We start from the raw sequence: 19,930 nt of genomic DNA, 5'->3' as shown, positions 1-19,930 counted from the left end.
GTTAAAACCCCTTCATCTCGGTGCGCCCGAAAACGCGGGGAGGGGCGACGACGGCAGGGTTCGTGCTCTCCCGCGTGAGGTCGAGATCGGCAACGCCACTGGCAAATTTCTCGAGCAGCGCGATGGCATCCTTATAGCGGGCGCGGACATCATCGGTCGGGTTGACGGTGGAGAGCTGGTAGCGGGCAAGGTCGAGGGCGAGCCGCGCGACAATCGGCGGCGTCGTCGCAAAGGGCAGCGGATAAACCGGTGCCAGATATGCATTGATCTCGGCCTCGGCAAGGGCAATGGCATCGTCGATCGCGGCGGTCATCTTGACCGCATCGCCATCATTGTCACGGTCGGCGAGCTGCTCGATGACGTAAGCGCCAAATGCATCTTTCAGATTTTGAGCCGTGATATATGCCACTTAAAGACCTCTAAAAAACGGGTCAGCCATATGCGGTGGCTGACCCTATGTTGCGCTCCCCTGGCATACACGCCGCACCGCACCGCGACGGCAGGATCATTGCGCTGGAATTATTTTTTGGTGGACGGGTCTGTAATAACGGTGACCATGAGGCCAGGCTCCGCCATCAGCGCCGCCAGCTGCGCCTCCGTAAATGTCCCCGCAGGATGCTCGACATCCTCGTTCGGATGGGCCATGCCGCAACGGCGGAACCCATCCTTAACGGCGCGGATGATGAGGGCGGGCGTCCGCCCTTTTGGATCAGGCGCCGTTGCCTCGGGCTTGGTTTTGGGTGTATCGGCCATCAGATTTTTCCTCTTAATCCAGCCACGGGACTTCGACGATTTCGGCGAGCTTGAAGTCCGGATTGCTCGACCCGTCAATGCGGTCGCGCAGGAGGACATCGCGCGCGGCGTCCGCGTTGCCTGCACCGACAATCAGGGTCTTGGGGTTGATCCCGAGCGGGACGCCGGCATCATTCTTGAAAGCTCGCATCATGTTGCGCGCCTCGCGGAAGCCCTCCGCGTCAAGCGTATCCTTCACGCCGACGGCGAGCTGCCAGAAGCCATAGCCAACTGCGCCGCGGCCGCTGGAGCCGTAGAGCAGCTGGTCTTTGTGAAAGACATTCTCATCATCCGGATTATCTTTGGCGACGAAGTTGTAATCCTCGCGCTTCTGATAGATGAGCGGCTTCAGCGCGCGGCTGGTATCCATCAGGAACCAGGGCGAACCGGACCCGGTGACAAAGTTGGAAACGCTGTCCTTGCTGCTGCCGAGGCCAACAGGATGATCAGTGTCGAAAAAATACTGCCCGTCGAAACACGCGGTGTCGAAGCCACCTAGCAATGCTTCAAACACCATCTGGTCGGGATGAATTTTAGCCTGCCGTCCCATCTCCTCCATGAGCGGTGAGTAAATGCCGATATTGTCGTCCTTGATGTCGTCCGCCGCCACGCCAACGGTCAGCTCGAACTTGCGGTTCTTGATGGCATAACCATGCGCCGAGATCTGATGAATGACGCGATCACCAAACCATTCACGAAAGCCCGGAATGTTGCCGAGCCAGCCATACTCGTTGCTGGCCGTGGTGGAGTTGACCTGGGTCGCGATGTGTTGCCAGTAGACCTCCGGCGCATCAAAGCCGCGCTGGAACGATGCGTTAAATCCGACATTGAGGGTGCGGAGATTTTGTCCGTTGATAATCATTTAAACGATCCTTTAATCGATCTTGACCCAGACACCGTACTCGTCGATGTCCATGATTTTGCCTGCGGCCGACCGGGCATTCGTCGCATGTGTTTTTGCGACTGTCTGGTCATCGACGATGTAAGCCGTGCCGCCAATGTCGGCGCGAGTGATCTCATCGGTGTCCGCGGAATTCGCGAATGGAAAGATGCCCTTTGCGGTCGTGACGGTGGCTGCACCTGCACCGCCCGCGCTGTTGTCGACCGTTTCCCGCGCGACACCTCGCGCCTTCAGCGTCGCGGAGACAGCACCAGGTGTTGCATTGCCGCTTGCGTCCAGGCAGACAAGCGCGCCCGCGTAGATTTTCTTCGCGGCGGCGACAGGATCCGTGAACAGAATTCCCGCCCGCTCTTCAATCGGACGGCCATTGGTGAGTGCAGTCATGCGGCGGCTCCTTTTTTGGACTTGGCGAATTCTTCCGCCGTCAAATTCATCGCCTTCGCGACCGCCAATTCGGCGGACGTAAGGCCGGTCGCTGTGTCAACCTGGGCAGAAAGCTGGAACTCGCCCGCGAGCACTGGCGCGTTTTCGATGTAGCTGGCGAAGCCTGCCGGATCCGACTTTGCATAACCGAGCGCCCATTCCTTCATCGCGGGCGGAACCTTGCCAGCCTTCACGGCGGCATCAACTGTGGCGGTGGCCGTCTCCAGATTGACCTTGTCCTGGAGATCCTTCAGCGACGCAGCCACCGTCTTGAACTGGTCGATGCTGACATATTTCGCCGGGTCGGCCGTATTGGCCTCGGCCTTTGCTTTGGCGATATCGGCGATGGCGGCCACGATGTCGTCGACCTTTGCCGCCTTTTCAAGACCAGCTGCCTCAGCGAGCCGCGCGACAGCGGCCGATCCGCTCTTGGCCTGTTCCGCCAGGGACTTAATCGCGGCACAGACCGCAACGTCCGTTGCCTTGTCCTCTGGCAGGCCAAGGGCGGCCGCCAGAGTTTTCAGAAACTCTTCCATGTTTTCTCGATCTCCATATTCGCTAGATGCAAGTGCGGTGAGTGATAGGGCCGGATCATTAGTGAGACCAGCGCGCAGGATCGCCAGGACCTCACCGGATTTAGAGTGCGCGAATGTCGGGCTGATGTATCGGTACTCGCGGTTCTTGAGCATCTCTGCGGCGCGCGCCGTCCATTCGACACGGCCCCAGATGCCATCGCTACGCGCCTCGAGCTGCTTGATCCAGCCAGCGGCAGGCGCAGGCTGGCCATTCGCGGCCGCTTTATCGGTCTGGTGCTCGAAGTCGATGACGATATCGCGGCCCAAAGACAGGCTTTTCTCGATAACCTTCTCGGCCGAGGTCAGCGTCCAGCCGGCGCGGCCGTCAAACTCGTGAGCGCGAAACTCACCGGCGGGCATCAGGTGGACCCACTGGTGGTCCGATCCCGCCTTCAGCTCGACAATAAAATGTGCGATACGCTCCGCCAAAATATCACCCGATAAAAAGAGGTTGCAGCCGTACTGTTCGTGGGTGAGTATGGCGGGAGCACGGTCCGCAGACTGCCCGGAAGTCCTTCCGGCCAGCGCCATTTATCCGACATTCCGACAAACGCAGATCGCCCGCCCATGCAACGTCGCCGTTAAAGGGGTGTTAAACGGTCAAATTTCGCCGCTGCAGTGATTTAGGTGGAACGATACCCCTCAAGCCGACAGAGGCCCCACACGGGCCTTAAAATCAGGATCGCTTGGGGAGGGGGTTGAATGCATCAGCAGAAATTGTTATATGAATTCCAGCGAAGGTGATGTTTGGAGAAGTAGCCTCCTATAAACATCACTGGGTGGCCAGCAGGCTACTTCTGACCAGCCTCGATATTTTCATCTCGTGCGTAGAGCAGTCTCCCATACCGCACAGAGTTAATATCTGATTTTTTTCTAGCCTTGAAATAGGTCCATCCTTCAAATCTGCCGCGCACCACATTTGCCACAAAAACAAAACGGCCGATTTTCGGAAGGTAGACGGATTTGACAAATCGTTTTCGCAATGCGACCTGTCCATTAAATCTGCTTTTTTCAAAAGCCAGCCAGATTTCGAACGGATCTGACAACAGTTCGGGAAGGAAGGGCAAATAACTACTTCTCTCTAATTTGAGGTGACCTGCCAGATTATCAAAGTTCAATTGGAAGGCTGAGCCGTCAGGGAGGGGGACGACCATGTCCATAACTTTTTTGTCCGCTCCGAAGATCGTACGAAGGGCCTTTTTCATTTCATCGTCTGTTTTTAATCGCTCTCCCAACCTTGCCCTTGGATTGTCGACGGGAACGTCGGCGGGCCGACCGAGCTCCTGCCAGTCCTTTTTATAAAGCGGTTCCCATTCCCTTATCCCGCTATCGAGGAATTCCTGACGGACTTCCTTTGGATACTTTCTCCCCCAGCCAGCCTCCCCGACATTGTAATCAAAGCCAGGATCGATCCCCTTCGGCACCTGCCGGGTGACCGGGCCGGAGGGCGTGTTGATTGTCCGCTCCTCCATCTCCATCGGCGGGGCTTTGTCTGAAACCTTCAGCTTGTATCGGCGCAGGTCACGATCCGAGAGGCTCTGCACGGAGCACTTGCAGCCCCAGCCATTGATCGGCATATGCGTCTGCCACCAGGGATCGTCTACGGGCAGGATCGTGCCGTGCCAGGCCTGATGCTCCGGTCGCCGGTCGCCGCCCTGCAGCGCGGTATAGCGGAGGTAGGGGCGCGCATTCTTGACCTGCTGGATCTGTTGCCACTTGCCGGCGGAATATGCCATCTGCAGGTTGGTCTCAAAAATCACCCGGCTCCGCCAGTTCCGCCCGCCGTTATATTGCCAGCCGTGGGTCGCGACGATGCGATCAAAATCCTTGCGAAACTCTTCCAGCGTGGTGCCCTGGCTGATTGCCTTATCGATTGCCGACTGGAAATCCTTGAGCAGATCATCCTTCATGGCCCCGGCAACAACAAAAGCGCGGGCGTGTTGCTCCCGCCAGATGTCCGTCCAGGTCGCCGTCGGCATCCGGAGTTTGCCCTGGAAGAAATCAATTGCCTCCTCAAAATGGACGGGCTCTAAGCGGGGACCGTCAGCCATCGAGTAATGCCGCCCGGCCCGCCAGATCAGCAACCGCCAACGCCTCGCCAATCACGTCGCCCATCTCCCGGACATCCATATCCGGATAGGCGTCGAGCAGGCGGCTCGCAAAATCGGCGAGGTCGCTGGAGCTCTCCATGATTTCCCGGACCTGGTCTATCATTTTTGTGGCCGCACTGTCAGCGGCAACAATGGCCGCCTCCGTCAGCTGATCAATATCGCGTATTGGTCGGCTTGCCGCCCCGGCGAGCGCGAAGGTGCCGGAGTGCCTGGCGCGCGCATTCTCGGTGTCGGGTTGTGGGAAGGCAGGCATGAGCGGTGCATTGCCGATAACCTCTTCATCCTCTTCCGGTTCGGGGATGCCCATCTTATCGCGCACCCATTTGGCCGGGATTTTGAGCTGAGCATCCGCCGCCGTCTTCACGGCGGAGGCAAAGGCTTGCATGTCGAGGCTTTCCGGGATCGGCAGCGAGAGCTTCGGATACACATCCTGCGGTCCGAAATTTAGATCGATCAGCGGGCGAACCAGCTGGCGATTTAGGGTCGCGGCGAGCTGGCGTGCATCCGATTGCTGGATGTCGAGACGCACTTCCTGATGTTCCTTGGAAACGGCATGACCGCCCGAGATTGCATCGGTCGTCGTCGTCTGGCCAAGGATTGCTTTTGATACTTGCTGATCAATCCAGTTGGCGAGCGATGAATAGAGTCCGCCGTTGCCGCTTCCGCTTGACCCACCGCTGCTCGCCGCCTGGACAAATTCGATCATCATGCTGTCGGGGATAATGGCGGCGGCGTCTGTGCCAATCATCCCCACGGCCCGCCGGAGGACCGCCTTATCTTCTTCGGTTGCCATCTTGTGATATTTGCCGATGCGGATCGGCTGACCATAGACTTCCGCAAAGACGACCCAGTCTTTCACCGCGAAGTTTTTAAACATGTAGTACCAGCTGATCGCGCGGGCGAGACCACCGCGGATCGGGATGCCGCTCTTTGCCTTGACCTCATGGAAAATAAACTTGAAATCCGGCAGCGGCATTCCGCTTGCGCCGTCGCGGAGGAGCGGCGTGCGCCCGTCGGTCACGGCGAAGGTAAACCAACGCGGATCGCGCCATTCAAGCCGTCCGGGCGTCCATTGCTTCGCGGATTTTTCCCACATAATCTCGACGAAGCTGACGCCCTTGCCGGTCGCATCCAGAACATCGAACAGCTCCTCCTGGATCGTATCGCGGTTAAGAACATCGCGGACGAAGTCGGCATGCAGCTGTGCCGCCTTAGAGTTATCGGCAGCTTCGACGACCAGCTCCAGCCCCGAAACCGAGCGCTTCCGCGTCCCGATGACGCCGAGATAATGCAGGTCTTTTTCCTCGAGCTCTTCCGCGAGCTCAAAGTAGGATAGCGGATCCCCTTGCTCGGCCGCGCGGAGCAGGCTGGCAAGCCGCGGCGGCGTCAGTCCTTGCGCCGGATGGCCTGCGAGAACCGAGCGCACACCGGTCATTGTCGGCGCGGCGACCTCTTCGAGAAGGACCTCTTTACGCATTGGCGTGCCGTCAGAATTAAGGATCACCGCCATCACCAACCTCCTTTTGAAACTTTAAATTTTGTGCCAACGCCTGGCGAAAAATCATCGTCGCTCATCTCGTCGACCGTCCGCCGGGCGGCACGGCCGACCGGCATGACGTCATATTCCGGCGCGTCCTGCAGGCTCGCTGCATAGGCAAGCAGGGCGGCAATGCCGCTATCGCCGTGCCGCTCGGTCCCGTCCGTCCCGCGCTGGCGGTAATCCTTCGGCATGCGGGGCACGCCGTCGATCCGCCGGAAACCCCGCAAGTCCGTGATCACATCTTCATGGGCCGGGATGCTGATCGTCTGATCTTCAAACGCGGCTTTAAACGGGGCAGTGTTTTCCTCATACCATTTGACTGAGAGCTTCACCTCTTCGATCAGCTGCACGCCATACTCCTGTCGGGCACGCTCGGCGAGGAACGCGCCGTTGCCGGTTGCGTCCAGCTTGCCGCCGGAAAAACGCGGCAGGCGGTCGACGACATATTTAAAGATTTGCCATTGCTGCTCGAACGGAACATTGGTGAGCTCGACAAGGAACGGCGTCCGGCGAACTAGGCCGGTGTCAATTTGCAGCGGCCAGAGCACCGTCTTGTCTTTCACGCGGGCAAAATCGAGACCGAGGAACGAGGCGAGGTGGGGCGGCACGCCGGCAAGCAGCGGCAGGAGCGTCTGCTCGCACCAGTCGTTGATTTCGGCGCGGCGGATCGGTTCCGGCAGATCAACAAAGCCGTCCGCGGCGCGATAGCTGACCACCGGCACATCCGGCTCGGCGCAGTTTTCGAGGAGTGCGCGCGGCAGCCAGACACCGCCCGAGCGGGTCGGGATGCAGTCCAGCTCCTCCGCCGCAGCGTCGCCATAGAAGGCGCGGATATCGTCGCGCCACTTGGCTTCGCCCTCGGGCGTCCATTCCCTTCCGGAAACCAGGCATATCCGCTCGTATAAGCCGTCTTTTAACGCATCATCAAAGGTGATTTTAAGATGCTCATAGGGTTTGCGCCCGGCCTTGACTTCTTCGATCAGCTTGTTGAAGGGGTTCTCCACGCCATCATGCGTCGAGATAATCATCACCCGGCCGCCCCACATCAGCAGCGCGAGGGCCGCCTTCAGGAGCTCCTCGAGCTCGTCGTGGAAAGCGGCCTCGTCGATGATGACCCAGCCCTGTCGGCCTCGCAGTGAACGCGGCCGGGAGGTAAGCGCGACGATCTCAAAGCCGGATGCGAATTTGATCCGGAAGGCGAGGATGTCTTTGCTGTCTTTTTCTCTCTCGCCTTGATCCTTGAAAAGAAATTCCTCGACCTCAAGCGCGGCAGTCAGATATTCGCGTGCCCACATCGCGCAGGTGTCAATGAACTCACGCGTCATCTCCATGTTGTAGCCGAGATAAAAGACGTCCATCCCCTTTGCTGTACGACCACTCGCGGCCGTCAGCACCGCCTCGGCGGCAATGCCCCATGTCGCGCCGATACGCCGGGACTTTTCGACGATGACAACCGGCGAGAAACTGGTCGTCTCCAGCAACTCCCGTTGATAGCGCAGCAGGACGTCTTCGACCGGCATGGCCGTGAGCGCATCCGGAAGCCGATGCGTGCTTTGCCGGCGGAGCTCTGTCCACTCTTCCGCGCTGATCGTCATTTTCTGAGCCCGAGAATACTGCTCCGGATGGCGGCAGCCGTGGCGGCGGAGAGCCCGGCTTCGCGGGCGGCTGCGTCAACCGCGTCTGCGGCGGCGCTTGCCACCTCCTTGGCGACCCGCTCGCGGATGCGCTGCTCGCGTTCGATAGAGAGCTTGTTCGCGCCTTCAATATCCTTGATGGATTTTGCCAGGAACATAATATCTTTGGGATCGGCGCTGTCACCCTCGCCCATGTCGGCCAGCGTCTGGAAGGCGAGGGTTTTCAGCATCTCGCCGAGCAGCATGCCGACGTCGCTCGAAGGATCGGCGGCGAGTTGCTTCAGCCATAGCCCGGCGACCTGCTGAGCGTCCTGATATTTTTTGAGCGACGCGGAAAAATCCCTGGCATATCGGCCGACGGCCGAGCGGGAAACATCCTGATCCAGCTCGTTCAAATGTGCAGTGATATCGTCAATTGTCCGGCCTTGCTGGATGAGCAACTGGACCTGTTTCAGGATCGCCGGCGGCAACGCTGTCACGCTCGATTTGCGGCCCATGGTCAATCCTCCGGCGAGGGTTGCTGGACGCCTGGCACCACCGCCAATCCCTTTGCGACTTCGCTTCCGCGCTTGACGATCTCGGCGACATAGAGATCGGCGATACGCTTGGTCCGGAGCAACCCCTGTTCCTCCAGCCAGACAATTTCCGTGCGGATCTGATCGCGCGATGCCTTGTCGCCGAAGCTCACCACCACCTGATGTAGCAGGCTTTCATTCGCGCTATAGCCCGGAGCCTCGTCGAGAATGCGCAGGATCGTCAGACGGCGATGGCGGCGGAGAAACTCATTGTAATCGGTCATTTCGTCGTCCTCAAAAAACCGTCCATCATGTCGATCTGCTTTTTCAGGATCTTGCTGATATTTTCCATGCCCTTGAGTTCGGCCCCGAAGCGCTGCAATGATCCCTCGAGCTGCTTGATTTCTAGCGCCAGCTTTGTGACGTCGTCTTTTGATGGAATATCACTTTGCTTGGCCTCCAGTCTTGTGATCCGATCCGCATGGGTATCGAGCCGTTTGCCGTGGCTTGCGCGAAGATCCTCAATGTGCGCGCGGTTCGCTTTGGACCGGGACACGCTCCAGCCGATGGCCGACATCACGAGCATCCAGAGCGTGTTGATCAGCAGCAATAACTCGGTCAAATTCATCTCCGGTAATTTCACGCGAAGTCCCTCTCGATCTTTTCCTGACAAAACACACAGCGCTGCACATTCGGCACCGCCGCGCGGCGGGCGGCCGGAATATCGCGACCGCAATCGCAAACGTCGCGCGCCTCAGCGCTGATCTGCCGGCGGCGGCCGGTAATCGCGAGGCGCAGCTGCAGCTCCGAGAGCTCTTGCGCGTGATCGACCGCGTCAGCCATTTGCCACCGCCAGCGCCGCGAGCCGGTCGACATACTCGTTGATCCGGTGGCGGGTAAAACGACGGACGGGAATGCCGCCGGTCAGCCCATCGGCGAGCCCCTTGGCGACATCCCACCATTGGTCGGCCAGCTGACGAAAAAAATTGGGCCAGGTAATCATCTCGCCGCCCGACGTGATGTAATACCACGACCCTCCGTGTTCATACCCCAGCGTCGAGGGCGGCACATTCGGGACAATGTCGGAGGCATTGACGATGCGAAAATGCTGATATCGACTGCCGTAGTTCAGCGCATACAAACCGTCGCCGACGCGCGGCGAGCCGAAGCTGTAGGTTGCAATGTCATCCTCATGCGACAGTCGCCATTGCACCAGTTGGGCCAGCGCGCCGCCAAGGCTGTGCCCGGTGAAATAAAGCGGCCCCCGATGACGATACTTCTCCAGGGCATTGCGGATCGGATCCGCCAGAGCAATCGCGCCGGCGTTAAACCCGCTATGCACGCTGCCGAGACTGCACCGTTCCAGCCGGTCCCTGGTGATTTTTAAATCTGTCAGAATGTCCTCATAATCGAACTCGGTCCCACGGAAAGCCACCACTGTCAGCCGGTCAAAAAAGAAGATTACCGCCTGATGATTTTGCACGGATATCATCAGATATCGGCAGTCGTACTGATTGGCCGCAATCCATTTGACGATGGCATCGTGCTCGGCATAGGCGAGCCGCGAGAGCACTGCCATAAAATGCGCGATGGTCAGATCAAACTGGCCAAAACCATTTTTAAGAGCGGGCGGTATCATCGCAGCAGCAGCACCCGTGTGAGGGCGCTGGTCAGGCCATCGACGATGCCGGGGATCGCTTCCCTGACATCGGCACTGACCGCCTGCTCGACGGCGGCGCGGATCATCTGCCCGTCAAAGGATTTGATGCCGGTTGCTGCATAATCGACCTTGAGGCCAGCGGGGGTTTCCACGGTGAGCAGGATCTCTTCCTGTTCCTTGCCGCCGAGGATCAGCGCATGAGCCGGACTGCCATCCGGATTAAAGCTGATTTCGGCCTTATTGATCCCGGCGAAACCTTGTGGATTGTTGGCGGTTACACCGGCGCAGGCCGACAGCATTAGCGCGGCCAGAAGGGCGGCAAATTTAATCATATATTTTCTCCTGGAAGGGAAGCCTGTAGGCGCGGGTAAGCCAGCCGGCCTCAAAGCTCTTGGACTTGAGGCAGCGGAAATAGCCGGCCGCTTCACAGTTGAGGGCGATCATCAGATAGGCCGGTTGCCCCATACCGTTGATGGCTGCAATTGTCTTGCTACCCATCACGCCATCCTCGAGCACCGGATTACCGCAGGCGCGCAACGCCCGCTGAACAACGCGGCTCGCGCCGCCGAAGCCCATCGGAAAGCAGAGATCGAAAATCTTGATGGCGATAGCGGGCTCTTCGATTTCGCCGATCCGCCACTTGTCGTAGAGCAGTTCGTAATATCCGATAGCCGTGCTCATCGGCATCGCGCGGATATCCTCCGCCGTCACCCGCCCGTCGCGATCCAGATCAAATTCGGCAAAACCGTCGCCGTCAATATCACCGACGGCGCGGGCGTGACGCAGACTGATGCCATGATTGGTGGCCCCGCCCGGATCGTCCGGATGGTCGGAAAATCCGCCCTCGTTCGCCCGCACATAGGCGATAGCCCGCGCACGCTTATCCATCAAAAAGCCCCCGTAAAAGGCCTGTTAAAGAGGCTTTTACGCTAGGGGGTTGCGGACAAAAAAAATGCCCGGAAGAGCTTCCGGGCAGGCGAGGGGATAACGCAATACCGTATCTGATTTTTGCCGGCGACGCTAGAACAGGTTGCCCTGATTTGGATCCTCATCGCCACTATTCGTGATCTGGCGGATCCGCCGCTCGGTCAGCTCGAACTCACGGGCAAGTTTTCGCTTCGATGCGCCTGCCGCGACGGCCGCCCGGATCTTGAAATCACGCTTCCCGCGATGAACGGCAACCGCGCGCGGGATGTCGAGCCGCTCGCCGCCGAACTCCTTTGCGAGTTTGAGCGCGGCGGGCAGGCCGATCAGCTGCGCGATCTTGTGATCATCCGTAATTTTTTTAGGGATGTATTCCTCGGTGCCGCCGAACTCGGCGCAAAGGATAATTGCGGGGCCGGTCCCGATCACTGCAGCGATTTGTCGGAGACTTTCGGGGATCATGGTTCCCTCCTCAATTGACAGCGTGAACGGCAAACAGAACAACGGAGGCCCCCGTCTGGCGGTTACGCCAGACCAGCCGCAGGGCGAGCTGACATGCAGAACGTCGCCACAACCGCGCGCGAGGGGCAAGCGCGAAGCCGGCCTCGGTCATGTGCCGATCATGCGCCGCGAGATCGGGATAAAACTCGAGCAGGCGGCAGGCCGGCGAAAAGACCATAGATCGACCAATGCGGGGCATATCATCCATTGGCGGCCTCTTTGTGATTGGCTTTGGCCGCGCGGATGCTCGCGCCGAGCGCGGTTTGCAAGCGAAGGAAATCGTGCTCGTCAAATTCATCCGGCCATGCCTTCGTGGAGACGCCGGCGGCGATTGCCGGCAGGGCAGGCAAGTTGTCTTTTAGCCGTGCATAAATTTCCCATTGCGCTTCAATCACACGCTGCTGCGGCCGCTGGATGATAACAACGTCACGGCCGCGCAACTCGGAGACTGATGACCAGTCGACATCGCCCTCCCGCGCCGCCCAGGCTTTCAGGCTTTCGATAACCTTGTAGGCGTTCTGGCCTTTGATCCAGTGAATATCCTCAACGCCGCGACTTCTCCCGCCGGTCACCTTCCGGGCATGGTTCGCCAGCGCACTCTCGCGCGGATCCGCGACAATGCCGAGATCGTAGAGCGCCATCCAGAGCGCCCGCATCTTGCGCGCCTCCGGATGGGTCGCCATCTTGCGTTTGCCGGCGCGGCGATGCTTCGCTTTAAAGCCTTGCCGCTTCATCTCATCGGCAATCTGGTTCAGCTCCGCCGCGCTCATCTTTGAGGCGCTCTCCTTGCCGGTGATGCCGCGAAGCATATCGCGATAGGTGGCGTCATCGAGACCCAGTTCCTTTTTGCCGATGTGAACAAGGGCGATCAGTGCGTTCCGGCTCATGACAGCACCTTTCCTTTCAGCGCGCTGCATAGCTCGGCCAGCACTTTGTGGCGGCCACGCGGAGCCTCTTCCACCACCTCGTTGAAGATCACCCGGAAGTCAGGGCCGGCCATACCATAGGAGCGCCCCAGCCGGAGCGCGGAACGGACAATCCGCTGTGCGTCCGCAATGTTGAGAGCGGAATGATCGGCATCGAGCGGCAACTTGAAATGCACGTCCAGCATAGCGGTCACCAGTCGGTCGCGGTTTTCACTGCCGCGCGCCCGCCCGTAGGCGCTCGCCCGCATGGAGAGCTCCAGGCAGGCCAGCGTCATCTGATCGCGGCGGGCCATCAGCTTGCCCTCGCCTTCCGATAGAGATCGAAGGCCGCGGCGATGGCTTCACTTCCATATTTTGCGACAGTGCTCTCGCAATGACCGGCGGCGATCAGGTCGTGAGGGGAGCATTCACCGCCCGAGTGCCAAAGCGCGCGGAGGGCAGCCGATGTAAGATCAGTCTTGATTTCAGATGATGACAATATCGCGTTCATTCTCAACCTCCTTTTGAAGATCCAACCAGCGCGATGCGATCACAGATCGGACGATGCTGGCATTGAGGTGCACCGGCATGAAATAAGGGTCAACGGATATCAGGATTTCTTCCAGACAGCATCCTTGACCCAGCGCCCAGCGGACATGCTCATCGGCAATCTCCAGTGCCGTGATCGCGATAAGCATGTCGGCCTGATCCATCGACGATCACGCGTTGGCGATGTTGATGGAAATAGCCTCCCATGGGCTTTCTGCCGTCTCCCGCTGGTAGAACCGCACATAGCTTTTGCTGCCGGTGACGCGGATGCTGTCATTGATCGCGCGCACTGCCTGGCGCCAGCGCTCGTCATCAATTTCGACGCGTTTCAAACTAAACAGCGCCTCGCGATTAACGCGGCCTTTATCGACCGAGAAAGCGTGATTGAGCAGACTCTGCACATGCGCCTTGCTCTCTGACGACCAATCCAGAATGCATTCATCGACCAGCTCCTTGGCGATACGCAGCTCCGGCCCAAAGTCGATATGTTGCTGTACTTGGACCTCTACCTTTGAGAGGCCGTCGAAGCTGACCAGCGTAATGTTGCCCTTCGCGCCGCCCCGGTTCGATCCGTACTTCTCTCGCAGGATGTCGAGTGTCGTTGCAACATCCTCATAAGTATGCTGCTTGAAGCGCGTGATCTGCGCGGACAGATCCAGCGCGTAATCCCGGATCTTGGTGACGGTCTGATCGACGAGCAGGTCCTGCGGGCGGATGTTTTCAATCCGGCAGAGGCGACCTTGCGGGTCCATCAAGAAGCCGTCAGGAATGTTTTGATCTGTCATGGAGATACTCCTTCGCAATATTTGAGGGGATCGTGTATTTGACTTTGGCGATGACGCGAGTTCGCTCCTCGTTCTGGAGCCGTTCTTTAATTACATGCATCAATTCATCTCGGATTGCCCGAAGCTCGAGGTCGCCGAAAAAGAACAGCTCGGCGCGCCGCTCTGCATTTAAGATTGACGAATGATCGCGCCGGCTGAAGGTGCGGGCGACCTGGAGAGAACTTTTCCTGAAGGCGCGGCGCAGTATCCAGATGGCGGTGAAGCGGGCTCGGACGAGGTTTCTGGATCGATTGAAACCAAGGATTTCCGCGCGGCTGACCCCGAAGCGCGCGGCGACCAGGCGAATGACGTCCTGGGATGTCATGCGCCACCTCCCATCAGCACGGCGAGAACCGACAGGCTGAAGAACATGCCGTTGAGGATGTCGAAAAAGAGCGCGCCGAGCTCGCGATGCAGAAAGCCGATGAGCATAAACGTCACCGAGACGAGGGCCGGTCGAGCAAAGAATTTATTCAGCATGAGATGTCTCCTCGTTCGGGAAAATGGATGACGTTGGTTGTGTCTGCACCCGCGACCAGCATGGGCTGGTGTACAATATTCCGCTCAAGCGCGGCGGCATCGCGGGCCGCCTGCTCGAGAATTTCAGAGAGTTGGCGCAGGGCGACGGGTGAAAAGATGATCTCTTGGCCGCTCTTCGCCGCGTGATGAAGGCAGCGGATATACTTGGCGGTGTTTTGCATGTTTCTAGACAGCATCATTGGTCTCCTTCTGAATGAGACGGGAGTGAGGGCAGCCGGAACGGCAGGCTTCATAGAGGCGGATACGCAGCCTGTTGGCAGTCGAAAACGGGCGCTTTTGATGAGCTAAACATTCGTTCGAGGGCAGGTCGCCGAGCACCGGGCATTGCACTGTTTTTTTCATCAATGCGCCGCGCACGGCTTCTTCAATTGCTGCAATGTCGCCCGCGTAATTTTTTGCGAGAACCATGCTGACCGCCGTCGTCGAATAGCCGATCATATCCGCTACCTTGCGCTGGCTTTTAAGCTCATCGCAGCGCTTAGCCATAGCGAGGACCCAGTCCGGGGCACTGTCCCCCCAGGCGGCACTCATGCGGTCATGTGATGTTCTGACATCAGCCATTGTCATCCTCCTTCGTCCAGACGACCTTGTTCAGATTGGGATCAAAGATCTGCCTGCCCCGCTGGATTTTGGGAGGAAGGTGACCTTTGCATCGCGCGGGATTACCAGAATAGACAGCGAGTTTGCCGCCGGGAGATGAGGGTTCAATCAAGGTGATGTATCCCGCACGATAAAGGTGAGAGATATATTTTCTGGCGGAGCCGGGCTTTACTTGGATTTCTTCCGTGCTCGCATGCAGCGCAAGATCTTCATATGTAAACATTTTGAGCATCCGGATCGCCCGCCACATCTGTTCATTGCCGAGACCTTGTGTGACGAGGGATCCATCCTTGCGGATACGCGGCGTTTCCGGCTCTCGGCGGATGACCGTGTAAGTGTTATGTGTCACGTTCTTCTGGATGCGCTTCCGCTCGACGTAGACATATCCGGCCTTTTCAAGGCCGATCAAATAATCACCGACGGTGCCAACATTGATAGCTGAGAGGTGGCTGATATCCTTTCTGGTAAAGGTGCCGAGTTCCAGCATAACGCGCCACATTTCATCGCGATTTCTTTTCCCGCGCTTATGAACGGGTTTCATAGACATCAGCCGCGCCCCCGCTTTAGAGCCGCGTCAAAGGCGCGGCCTTTCGGGGCCGTCCCTGTGTACCACTTAAAGTCAAGGTCGCTCATGCCTATCGCCGTCAAGCCTTTGGCGATGGCCGCTTGCCGGATCTGCTCTAGATTGACGCAGATGCGGCGCGGGCGGAATTCCGAGGCAACGGCAATTGCCTTGATCACATCTTCCGATATTTCAATCTCCCTGCAGTAATGCCTGGCGAGGTGAGCTGCGTCAGAGATCGTTGCGGGCTCGGCCCCTACCCATTGAGATATCCGATTGTGCACCCGCTCCCAGCGGCCGAGTTTTTGCGGTAACATTTCCTCGCCTATCAGAATGATCGCGATGTTGGTGGCGTCATGAATTTCGCGGACAAGGTCAATCTTCTTGTCCGTGACCATGTGGTCGAATTCATCGATGATGAGAGGGCGGCGCGAGCCGTGCAGACGCTCGATAATGATCTTCATTTTCTCGGAAATGGTCCCCCGGACCAATGGTCCTGTCTCTTCCAGCAGGGCATCGCAGAAGCTTTTGACAGTCCAGAATGCCCCGACTTCAAGGTAATAAGCGCGGTGGATATGGGCGGCGTATGTTGCGGCGAAGGTCTTTCCAAAGCCGCTCGGCCCATGAAAGGTTGCCATGCCCGGCAGGTGCGCCGGACGCGCCATTGTCCGCTCTACCATCTCGGAAAAAAGCATGACATTTTTTAGGGGTGCAATCGTTGGTATTTCTGTCATAATGAAACCTCTGTTTAATCGAACTAATTCGGTTACTTATTGAGTGGTCCGGGTGCCTCCGGGCCACTCATCCCTGAAAGAAGTTTTCTCCAAAATCCTCTTCCATCTTGCGGCGCGTGCGGTATTCGGCGCTGTCGATGTACCGCAAGAGCCAGCTCTCGTCGGCGGCATCGACATCGGCGCCGGCCGCAATGCGTTTTTGCAAATTCTTGGCTTTGACGTACCTGCTGTTAGCCTCGTCCACGACGCTGATTGAGGCGCGGTTGCGGGCCAGTTTCTCTTGCCGGATCAGGGCCTCCTCATACCGTTCGGCCTCGTTGGCAGGACCGCTTGGCAGATCCGGTGTCCGGCTAAACAGCGCGTCGGCAGCTGCCTCCGTGAAGGCCGTATTGTGGACGGCCGGTGCCTTTGGAAACGCGAGGAGCTTTGCGCCTTCCATCGCAGCCTCAGCGTCACGCTCTGCTTGTCGCAGGACCGCATCGGCGACGGAGGCGGGCTTAATTTTACTAGCCTCTTTGCGCAGCTCCGCCGTACCGCGCCGGATGAAATCTTTCTGTGCCGCCTTGGCGGTGGCGGCGGCTGCTATCGGGTCGATGCCCATCAGTTCCGCATTAGTCGCGGCGCAAATGAATTCCGATTGATCTTCCGTGAAGCAGTAGATGCGGCCCAGATCGGTCGGGTCGAAGCGAACATGTACCTTCTGACCAACCTGCAGCAGGTTCGACCAGTAGAAGTTATTTTCGACCGAGACGCCTTTTTTGCCGACTGTGCGGATCCCGCTCACGCCGGGCACCTCGGCGAGCAGGATGTGCAAGATATCCTCATTCTCGATGCGCTTAACCGATCCATGCCAGGCGTTGTATTTGGCCCAGGGCGTGTCGCCGGACAGGCCTTTGTGAGGGTTGTGATGATATTTATTCTCAACCCACTGATTAATCCGGTCCTGCAGCTGATCGGCGGTCAGCTCGATTGTAAACGCCTTGGCGTCCTTTTCTCCGAGCCGCTGCGCGAAAGCCCGTCGCGCTTCAATGGCTTTTCGGTCAGTCACGTTATGGCCGATAAAGCCGGGCAGGAGCGGCATGCAGCCGCGCTGCAGCGTTCCGATGGCGCGCTCGACGGTGCCCTTGTGCTCTGGCGTGAAGGGCGCGGCAACATCCTGACGGATGCCAAGCGACGTCAATGCGCGCACGAAGGCATGGCTGGTAAAATCAGATCCATTGTCTGTCCGGATGATTTCAGGGACGCCCCAGTCCATGATCGCCTGGCGGATCAGGAGGAGAGACGAAACGGTCGCTGGTGTGCGGCTGACCAGCACCTTCATCCGCCGCGTATAGACGTCGATCACGCAGTAAATGTTCTGCCGACCATCCAGGCAAAGGGCATCGGCCGGGGAAGCGTCGATCTCCCAGAGCTGGTTTGGCGCATTGACCCAAGCGTTTGCCGTGCCAGGTGCGGCGAGATATTTGTTCTTCCAGCGATCCGGATCTGTGATCTTCATCAATATCTCGGCATTTTCCTTTTTCCACTGCCCCATCCACCGCTGCAAAGAACGGATGTTCGGGATGGACCGCAGGTCGTCGCCAACGGACCACATCTCGCCGAACTCGTCCCGAAGCAAGTCGCGGATATGCGCGGCCGTCAGGTGCGGCTGATGGATGATATGGGCGGCAATAAATTTCGCGACCGCGCCGTCGAAAGCGGTGTCGAACAAGCTCGTCCCGCGACGGTTGCCGTACTGCCCGCCGAGCGCGCTGATCTTTCCCGCATCGCGCAGGCGTAGCCAGTTTTTTAAACTGCTGATTGAGACCCGCTTAATGGCCTCATAAACCCACTTTTGCACGGCCGGGATGTTGCGATCATTGTAAAGTATAGTGAAGGCGTAGCGGGTCATCTCGACAGTGTCCCGGCTCTCCGCCGCATAGGCATCATAGAGCGCCAGCACCGCCATTTTTGCATCCCGCTTCACGCAGGCGCGCCGAGGCAGTTCCGTCGTTACTGGCGGGGCTTCAGGCAGTGGCACGGGCGACATGCCGGCTTTAAGAGAACGGAGGGCGAGGAGCGATTGCGCTGCGGCAGGAAGGAGGCTGATGTGGTATTCGACACCTCCCCCTTGACCCGCGCGAGGACGGCAACGCGTCCGTTCCGCTTGCCACTGCTCAACCTCGACAAGTCGCATAACGCCCTGCCGGGTTGTCGGCAAGCCGGGAATGTTCAGGTCAGCGATTTCCGCGGCGGTGTACCAGGCGGCAATCATATTAGCCCCTCCGACTTCGCGGCGCGACGCAACTGGTTTTCGGCGGCCTCCAGCTCCCGTTTCTTCTCGGAAATCTGGGCGAGGTGGATCACATCGAGATATTTGCGATCAACCACCGCGACAGGGAACAGGTCAACGAGAGTGGAAAGCAGCCGCCAGTCGCCCGTTGCATGGACGAGGGCGGCAAAGCGGTGCAGGCTGATATTGTGATCCGTCCGCGCCTCGCTCGCGTAGGCATTTAGCATTGCCTCTGAAATGTTAACGCCGAGGTAGTCTGACATCCGGGCGGCAATTTCCGCCCGGTCGAGTGGGCATTCTTTCAGCGCCAGCGCAATCGCCTTGGCGAAGCGGGCGGAGAGGGAGACGGCGCGGACCTGATCTTCCGTAAAGGACTGGCGCGGCTGTGGTGGCTCCCAGCTCAACAAATCACCCGTTGCCTTATCCCCCCGAACGACCGCCATCAGATGACCTCCAGCTCGCGCAGCATGGCAATAAATTGCCGCTGCACCTTGCCGCTGGCCTTCACCCATGCCTTTTGCAGGTTTGCCATTTGCTGTTCTTCAGGGGAGAGGGTTTCCGGCTCCTCCCCGCGAATGATCTGCAGGGCGGCCTTGACGGATTTGGGCGGATTTTCTTCTCCCAGCATCGCCGTAACGACTGCCATTTGCTCGGACGGTTCCAGCTTGGCGAGGGCATCCAGCTCCTTGCCGCTGTCGGCGATCCAGCTTGTGGCGATTTTCTCGCGGACATCGGGACTGATCCGCTTGGCCCGGCGGACATACATCTGAATTGAACGGGGTGTGAGCCCTATTCTTTCAGCCGTATTTTGAGCAAACGAAATTTTTTCGTTTGTTAAGCCGCGAAAACCAAGGCCTCCGGCCACACCGGCGCGGGTTTCGGGAAAAAGAACTTCATAGATTTCCTGACGCTGCTGTAGGAAGACGGCGCGATCCAAAGCAGAGAGTTCGCGCCGGAACAGATTCTCGTCGATCTCGATCAAGCGGCGCTGCAGAAAGTCCGCCTCCGGAGAGATCAAGGCGGGGATCGTCTCCCACCCGAGGGACTTTGCGGCCTCCAGCCGGTGCATCCCGGCGAGCAATGGATACATCCCTCTGCTGGATGCTTTGTGAGACACTTCGCCCACGATAATCGGGCTCATCAAACCACGCTCGCTCATGGACTGGGCGAGCAGTGCGATATAATCCGGATCGGCTTGCCGCAGGCGATCTGCAGCCAAAATTTTACTAACCTGCAACTCGACAAAACTCATGATCAAACCTGCGTTTGGAAAGTGGATAGGGGGTGGGAAACGGTGGGAGGTATCCGCCCCACCCCCGGCAGCCAGGCGAGAACGGTGGCAGGTCCGTCGCCCGGGAGGCCGTTGAT

At 58.6% G+C, this 19,930-nt stretch carries 30 protein-coding genes; all 30 read right to left on the bottom strand.

The window, feature by feature from the left end; translation table 11 throughout:
• Position 1: 1 nt before the first annotated feature.
• The 30 genes from V7Z56_RS05050 to V7Z56_RS04905 all read right to left on the bottom strand — a co-directional run bounded on the left by V7Z56_RS05050 (position 2) and on the right by V7Z56_RS04905 (position 19,814).
• Positions 2–409 carry a gp436 family protein gene (locus V7Z56_RS05050; protein ID WP_334128276.1) on the bottom strand — a complete coding sequence of 136 codons (408 nt, stop codon included), beginning with the start codon at positions 407–409 and terminating at the stop codon, positions 2–4.
• 110 nt (positions 410–519) lie between these two features.
• Positions 520–753, bottom strand: a complete 234-nt coding sequence (locus V7Z56_RS05045) for an HI1506-related protein (RefSeq protein ID WP_334128275.1) — start codon at positions 751–753, stop codon at positions 520–522.
• Positions 754–766: 13 nt separating this feature from the next.
• Positions 767–1,654, bottom strand: a complete 888-nt coding sequence (locus V7Z56_RS05040) for a Mu-like prophage major head subunit gpT family protein (protein ID WP_334128274.1) — start codon at positions 1,652–1,654, stop codon at positions 767–769.
• A 12-nt stretch (positions 1,655–1,666) separates the two neighbouring features.
• The gene (locus V7Z56_RS05035) at positions 1,667–2,077 is read right to left on the bottom strand and encodes a hypothetical protein (protein ID WP_334128273.1); all 411 of its coding nucleotides are present in this window, start codon (positions 2,075–2,077) and stop codon (positions 1,667–1,669) included.
• Entirely contained in the window at positions 2,074–3,222 is a 1,149-nt protein-coding gene (locus tag V7Z56_RS05030; protein ID WP_334128272.1) for a phage protease, read from the bottom strand. Before V7Z56_RS05030 ends, V7Z56_RS05035 begins: the two co-directional genes overlap by 4 nt.
• A gap of 260 nt (positions 3,223–3,482) precedes the next feature.
• Positions 3,483–4,742: a phage minor head protein gene (locus V7Z56_RS05025; RefSeq protein ID WP_334128271.1), complete on the bottom strand. Its 1,260-nt coding sequence runs from the start codon at positions 4,740–4,742 to the stop codon at positions 3,483–3,485.
• Complete coding sequence (locus V7Z56_RS05020) at positions 4,735–6,312, bottom strand: DUF935 domain-containing protein (RefSeq protein WP_334128270.1); 1,578 nt, start codon at positions 6,310–6,312, stop codon at positions 4,735–4,737. Before V7Z56_RS05020 ends, V7Z56_RS05025 begins: the two co-directional genes overlap by 8 nt.
• Positions 6,312–7,937 carry a terminase large subunit domain-containing protein gene (locus tag V7Z56_RS05015; RefSeq protein WP_334128269.1) on the bottom strand — a complete coding sequence of 542 codons (1,626 nt, stop codon included), beginning with the start codon at positions 7,935–7,937 and terminating at the stop codon, positions 6,312–6,314. Before V7Z56_RS05015 ends, V7Z56_RS05020 begins: the two co-directional genes overlap by 1 nt.
• A complete protein-coding gene (locus tag V7Z56_RS05010; RefSeq protein WP_334128268.1) occupies positions 7,934–8,473 on the bottom strand; it encodes a phage protein Gp27 family protein in 540 nt (179 codons plus the stop codon). The genes V7Z56_RS05015 and V7Z56_RS05010 overlap by 4 nt, the downstream gene beginning before the upstream one ends.
• A gap of 2 nt (positions 8,474–8,475) precedes the next feature.
• A complete protein-coding gene (locus V7Z56_RS05005; RefSeq protein WP_334128267.1) occupies positions 8,476–8,775 on the bottom strand; it encodes a VpaChn25_0724 family phage protein in 300 nt (99 codons plus the stop codon).
• The gene (locus V7Z56_RS05000) at positions 8,772–9,119 is read right to left on the bottom strand and encodes a DUF2730 family protein (protein WP_334128266.1); all 348 of its coding nucleotides are present in this window, start codon (positions 9,117–9,119) and stop codon (positions 8,772–8,774) included. The genes V7Z56_RS05005 and V7Z56_RS05000 overlap by 4 nt, the downstream gene beginning before the upstream one ends.
• A gap of 11 nt (positions 9,120–9,130) precedes the next feature.
• Positions 9,131–9,334, bottom strand: a complete 204-nt coding sequence (locus tag V7Z56_RS04995; protein ID WP_334128265.1) for a TraR/DksA C4-type zinc finger protein — start codon at positions 9,332–9,334, stop codon at positions 9,131–9,133.
• Positions 9,327–10,070, bottom strand: coding sequence for a lipase family protein (locus V7Z56_RS04990; protein WP_334128264.1), 744 nt, complete (start codon positions 10,068–10,070; stop codon positions 9,327–9,329). Before V7Z56_RS04990 ends, V7Z56_RS04995 begins: the two co-directional genes overlap by 8 nt.
• Before the next feature lie 56 nt (positions 10,071–10,126).
• Entirely contained in the window at positions 10,127–10,483 is a 357-nt protein-coding gene (locus V7Z56_RS04985; RefSeq protein WP_334128263.1) for a hypothetical protein, read from the bottom strand.
• A complete protein-coding gene (locus tag V7Z56_RS04980) occupies positions 10,476–11,039 on the bottom strand; it encodes a glycoside hydrolase family 108 protein (RefSeq protein WP_334128262.1) in 564 nt (187 codons plus the stop codon). The genes V7Z56_RS04985 and V7Z56_RS04980 overlap by 8 nt, the downstream gene beginning before the upstream one ends.
• Before the next feature lie 132 nt (positions 11,040–11,171).
• Positions 11,172–11,537, bottom strand: coding sequence for a Mor transcription activator family protein (locus V7Z56_RS04975; RefSeq protein WP_334128261.1), 366 nt, complete (start codon positions 11,535–11,537; stop codon positions 11,172–11,174).
• Positions 11,538–11,547: 10 nt separating this feature from the next.
• A complete protein-coding gene (locus tag V7Z56_RS04970) occupies positions 11,548–11,784 on the bottom strand; it encodes a hypothetical protein (RefSeq protein ID WP_334128260.1) in 237 nt (78 codons plus the stop codon).
• Complete coding sequence (locus tag V7Z56_RS04965) at positions 11,777–12,463, bottom strand: gp16 family protein (protein WP_334128259.1); 687 nt, start codon at positions 12,461–12,463, stop codon at positions 11,777–11,779. The genes V7Z56_RS04970 and V7Z56_RS04965 overlap by 8 nt, the downstream gene beginning before the upstream one ends.
• Positions 12,460–12,777 carry a hypothetical protein gene (locus V7Z56_RS04960; RefSeq protein ID WP_334128258.1) on the bottom strand — a complete coding sequence of 106 codons (318 nt, stop codon included), beginning with the start codon at positions 12,775–12,777 and terminating at the stop codon, positions 12,460–12,462. Before V7Z56_RS04960 ends, V7Z56_RS04965 begins: the two co-directional genes overlap by 4 nt.
• A 189-nt stretch (positions 12,778–12,966) precedes the next feature.
• Positions 12,967–13,194: a hypothetical protein gene (locus tag V7Z56_RS04955; RefSeq protein WP_334128257.1), complete on the bottom strand. Its 228-nt coding sequence runs from the start codon at positions 13,192–13,194 to the stop codon at positions 12,967–12,969.
• Between the two features lie 6 nt (positions 13,195–13,200).
• The gene (locus V7Z56_RS04950) at positions 13,201–13,815 is read right to left on the bottom strand and encodes a DUF3164 family protein (protein ID WP_334128256.1); all 615 of its coding nucleotides are present in this window, start codon (positions 13,813–13,815) and stop codon (positions 13,201–13,203) included.
• On the bottom strand, positions 13,793–14,179 hold the full coding sequence (locus V7Z56_RS04945) for a helix-turn-helix domain-containing protein (RefSeq protein WP_334128255.1): 387 nt from the start codon (positions 14,177–14,179) through the stop codon (positions 13,793–13,795). The genes V7Z56_RS04950 and V7Z56_RS04945 overlap by 23 nt, the downstream gene beginning before the upstream one ends.
• Entirely contained in the window at positions 14,176–14,334 is a 159-nt protein-coding gene (locus V7Z56_RS04940; RefSeq protein ID WP_334128253.1) for a hypothetical protein, read from the bottom strand. Before V7Z56_RS04940 ends, V7Z56_RS04945 begins: the two co-directional genes overlap by 4 nt.
• Positions 14,328–14,573 (bottom strand): hypothetical protein, encoded by a 246-nt coding sequence (locus V7Z56_RS04935; RefSeq protein ID WP_334128252.1) that lies wholly within the window; start codon positions 14,571–14,573, stop codon positions 14,328–14,330. The genes V7Z56_RS04940 and V7Z56_RS04935 overlap by 7 nt, the downstream gene beginning before the upstream one ends.
• The gene (locus tag V7Z56_RS04930) at positions 14,560–14,955 is read right to left on the bottom strand and encodes a hypothetical protein (protein WP_334128251.1); all 396 of its coding nucleotides are present in this window, start codon (positions 14,953–14,955) and stop codon (positions 14,560–14,562) included. The genes V7Z56_RS04935 and V7Z56_RS04930 overlap by 14 nt, the downstream gene beginning before the upstream one ends.
• Positions 14,948–15,481 (bottom strand): hypothetical protein, encoded by a 534-nt coding sequence (locus tag V7Z56_RS04925; RefSeq protein ID WP_334128250.1) that lies wholly within the window; start codon positions 15,479–15,481, stop codon positions 14,948–14,950. The genes V7Z56_RS04930 and V7Z56_RS04925 overlap by 8 nt, the downstream gene beginning before the upstream one ends.
• 59 nt (positions 15,482–15,540) lie before the next feature.
• On the bottom strand, positions 15,541–16,251 hold the full coding sequence (locus V7Z56_RS04920) for an AAA family ATPase (RefSeq protein WP_334128249.1): 711 nt from the start codon (positions 16,249–16,251) through the stop codon (positions 15,541–15,543).
• Between the two features lie 106 nt (positions 16,252–16,357).
• Positions 16,358–18,544, bottom strand: a complete 2,187-nt coding sequence (locus V7Z56_RS04915) for a Mu transposase C-terminal domain-containing protein (protein WP_334128248.1) — start codon at positions 18,542–18,544, stop codon at positions 16,358–16,360.
• A complete protein-coding gene (locus tag V7Z56_RS04910) occupies positions 18,541–19,005 on the bottom strand; it encodes a hypothetical protein (protein ID WP_334128247.1) in 465 nt (154 codons plus the stop codon). Before V7Z56_RS04910 ends, V7Z56_RS04915 begins: the two co-directional genes overlap by 4 nt.
• A complete protein-coding gene (locus tag V7Z56_RS04905; RefSeq protein WP_334128246.1) occupies positions 19,005–19,814 on the bottom strand; it encodes a ParB N-terminal domain-containing protein in 810 nt (269 codons plus the stop codon). The genes V7Z56_RS04910 and V7Z56_RS04905 overlap by 1 nt, the downstream gene beginning before the upstream one ends.
• Positions 19,815–19,930 lie beyond the last annotated feature (116 nt).

The sequence above is a fragment of the Sneathiella sp. genome, from assembly GCF_036844445.1.
Classification (GTDB): Bacteria; Pseudomonadota; Alphaproteobacteria; order Sneathiellales; family Sneathiellaceae; genus Sneathiella.
This window is presented reverse-complemented; position numbering and strand designations above follow the sequence as displayed.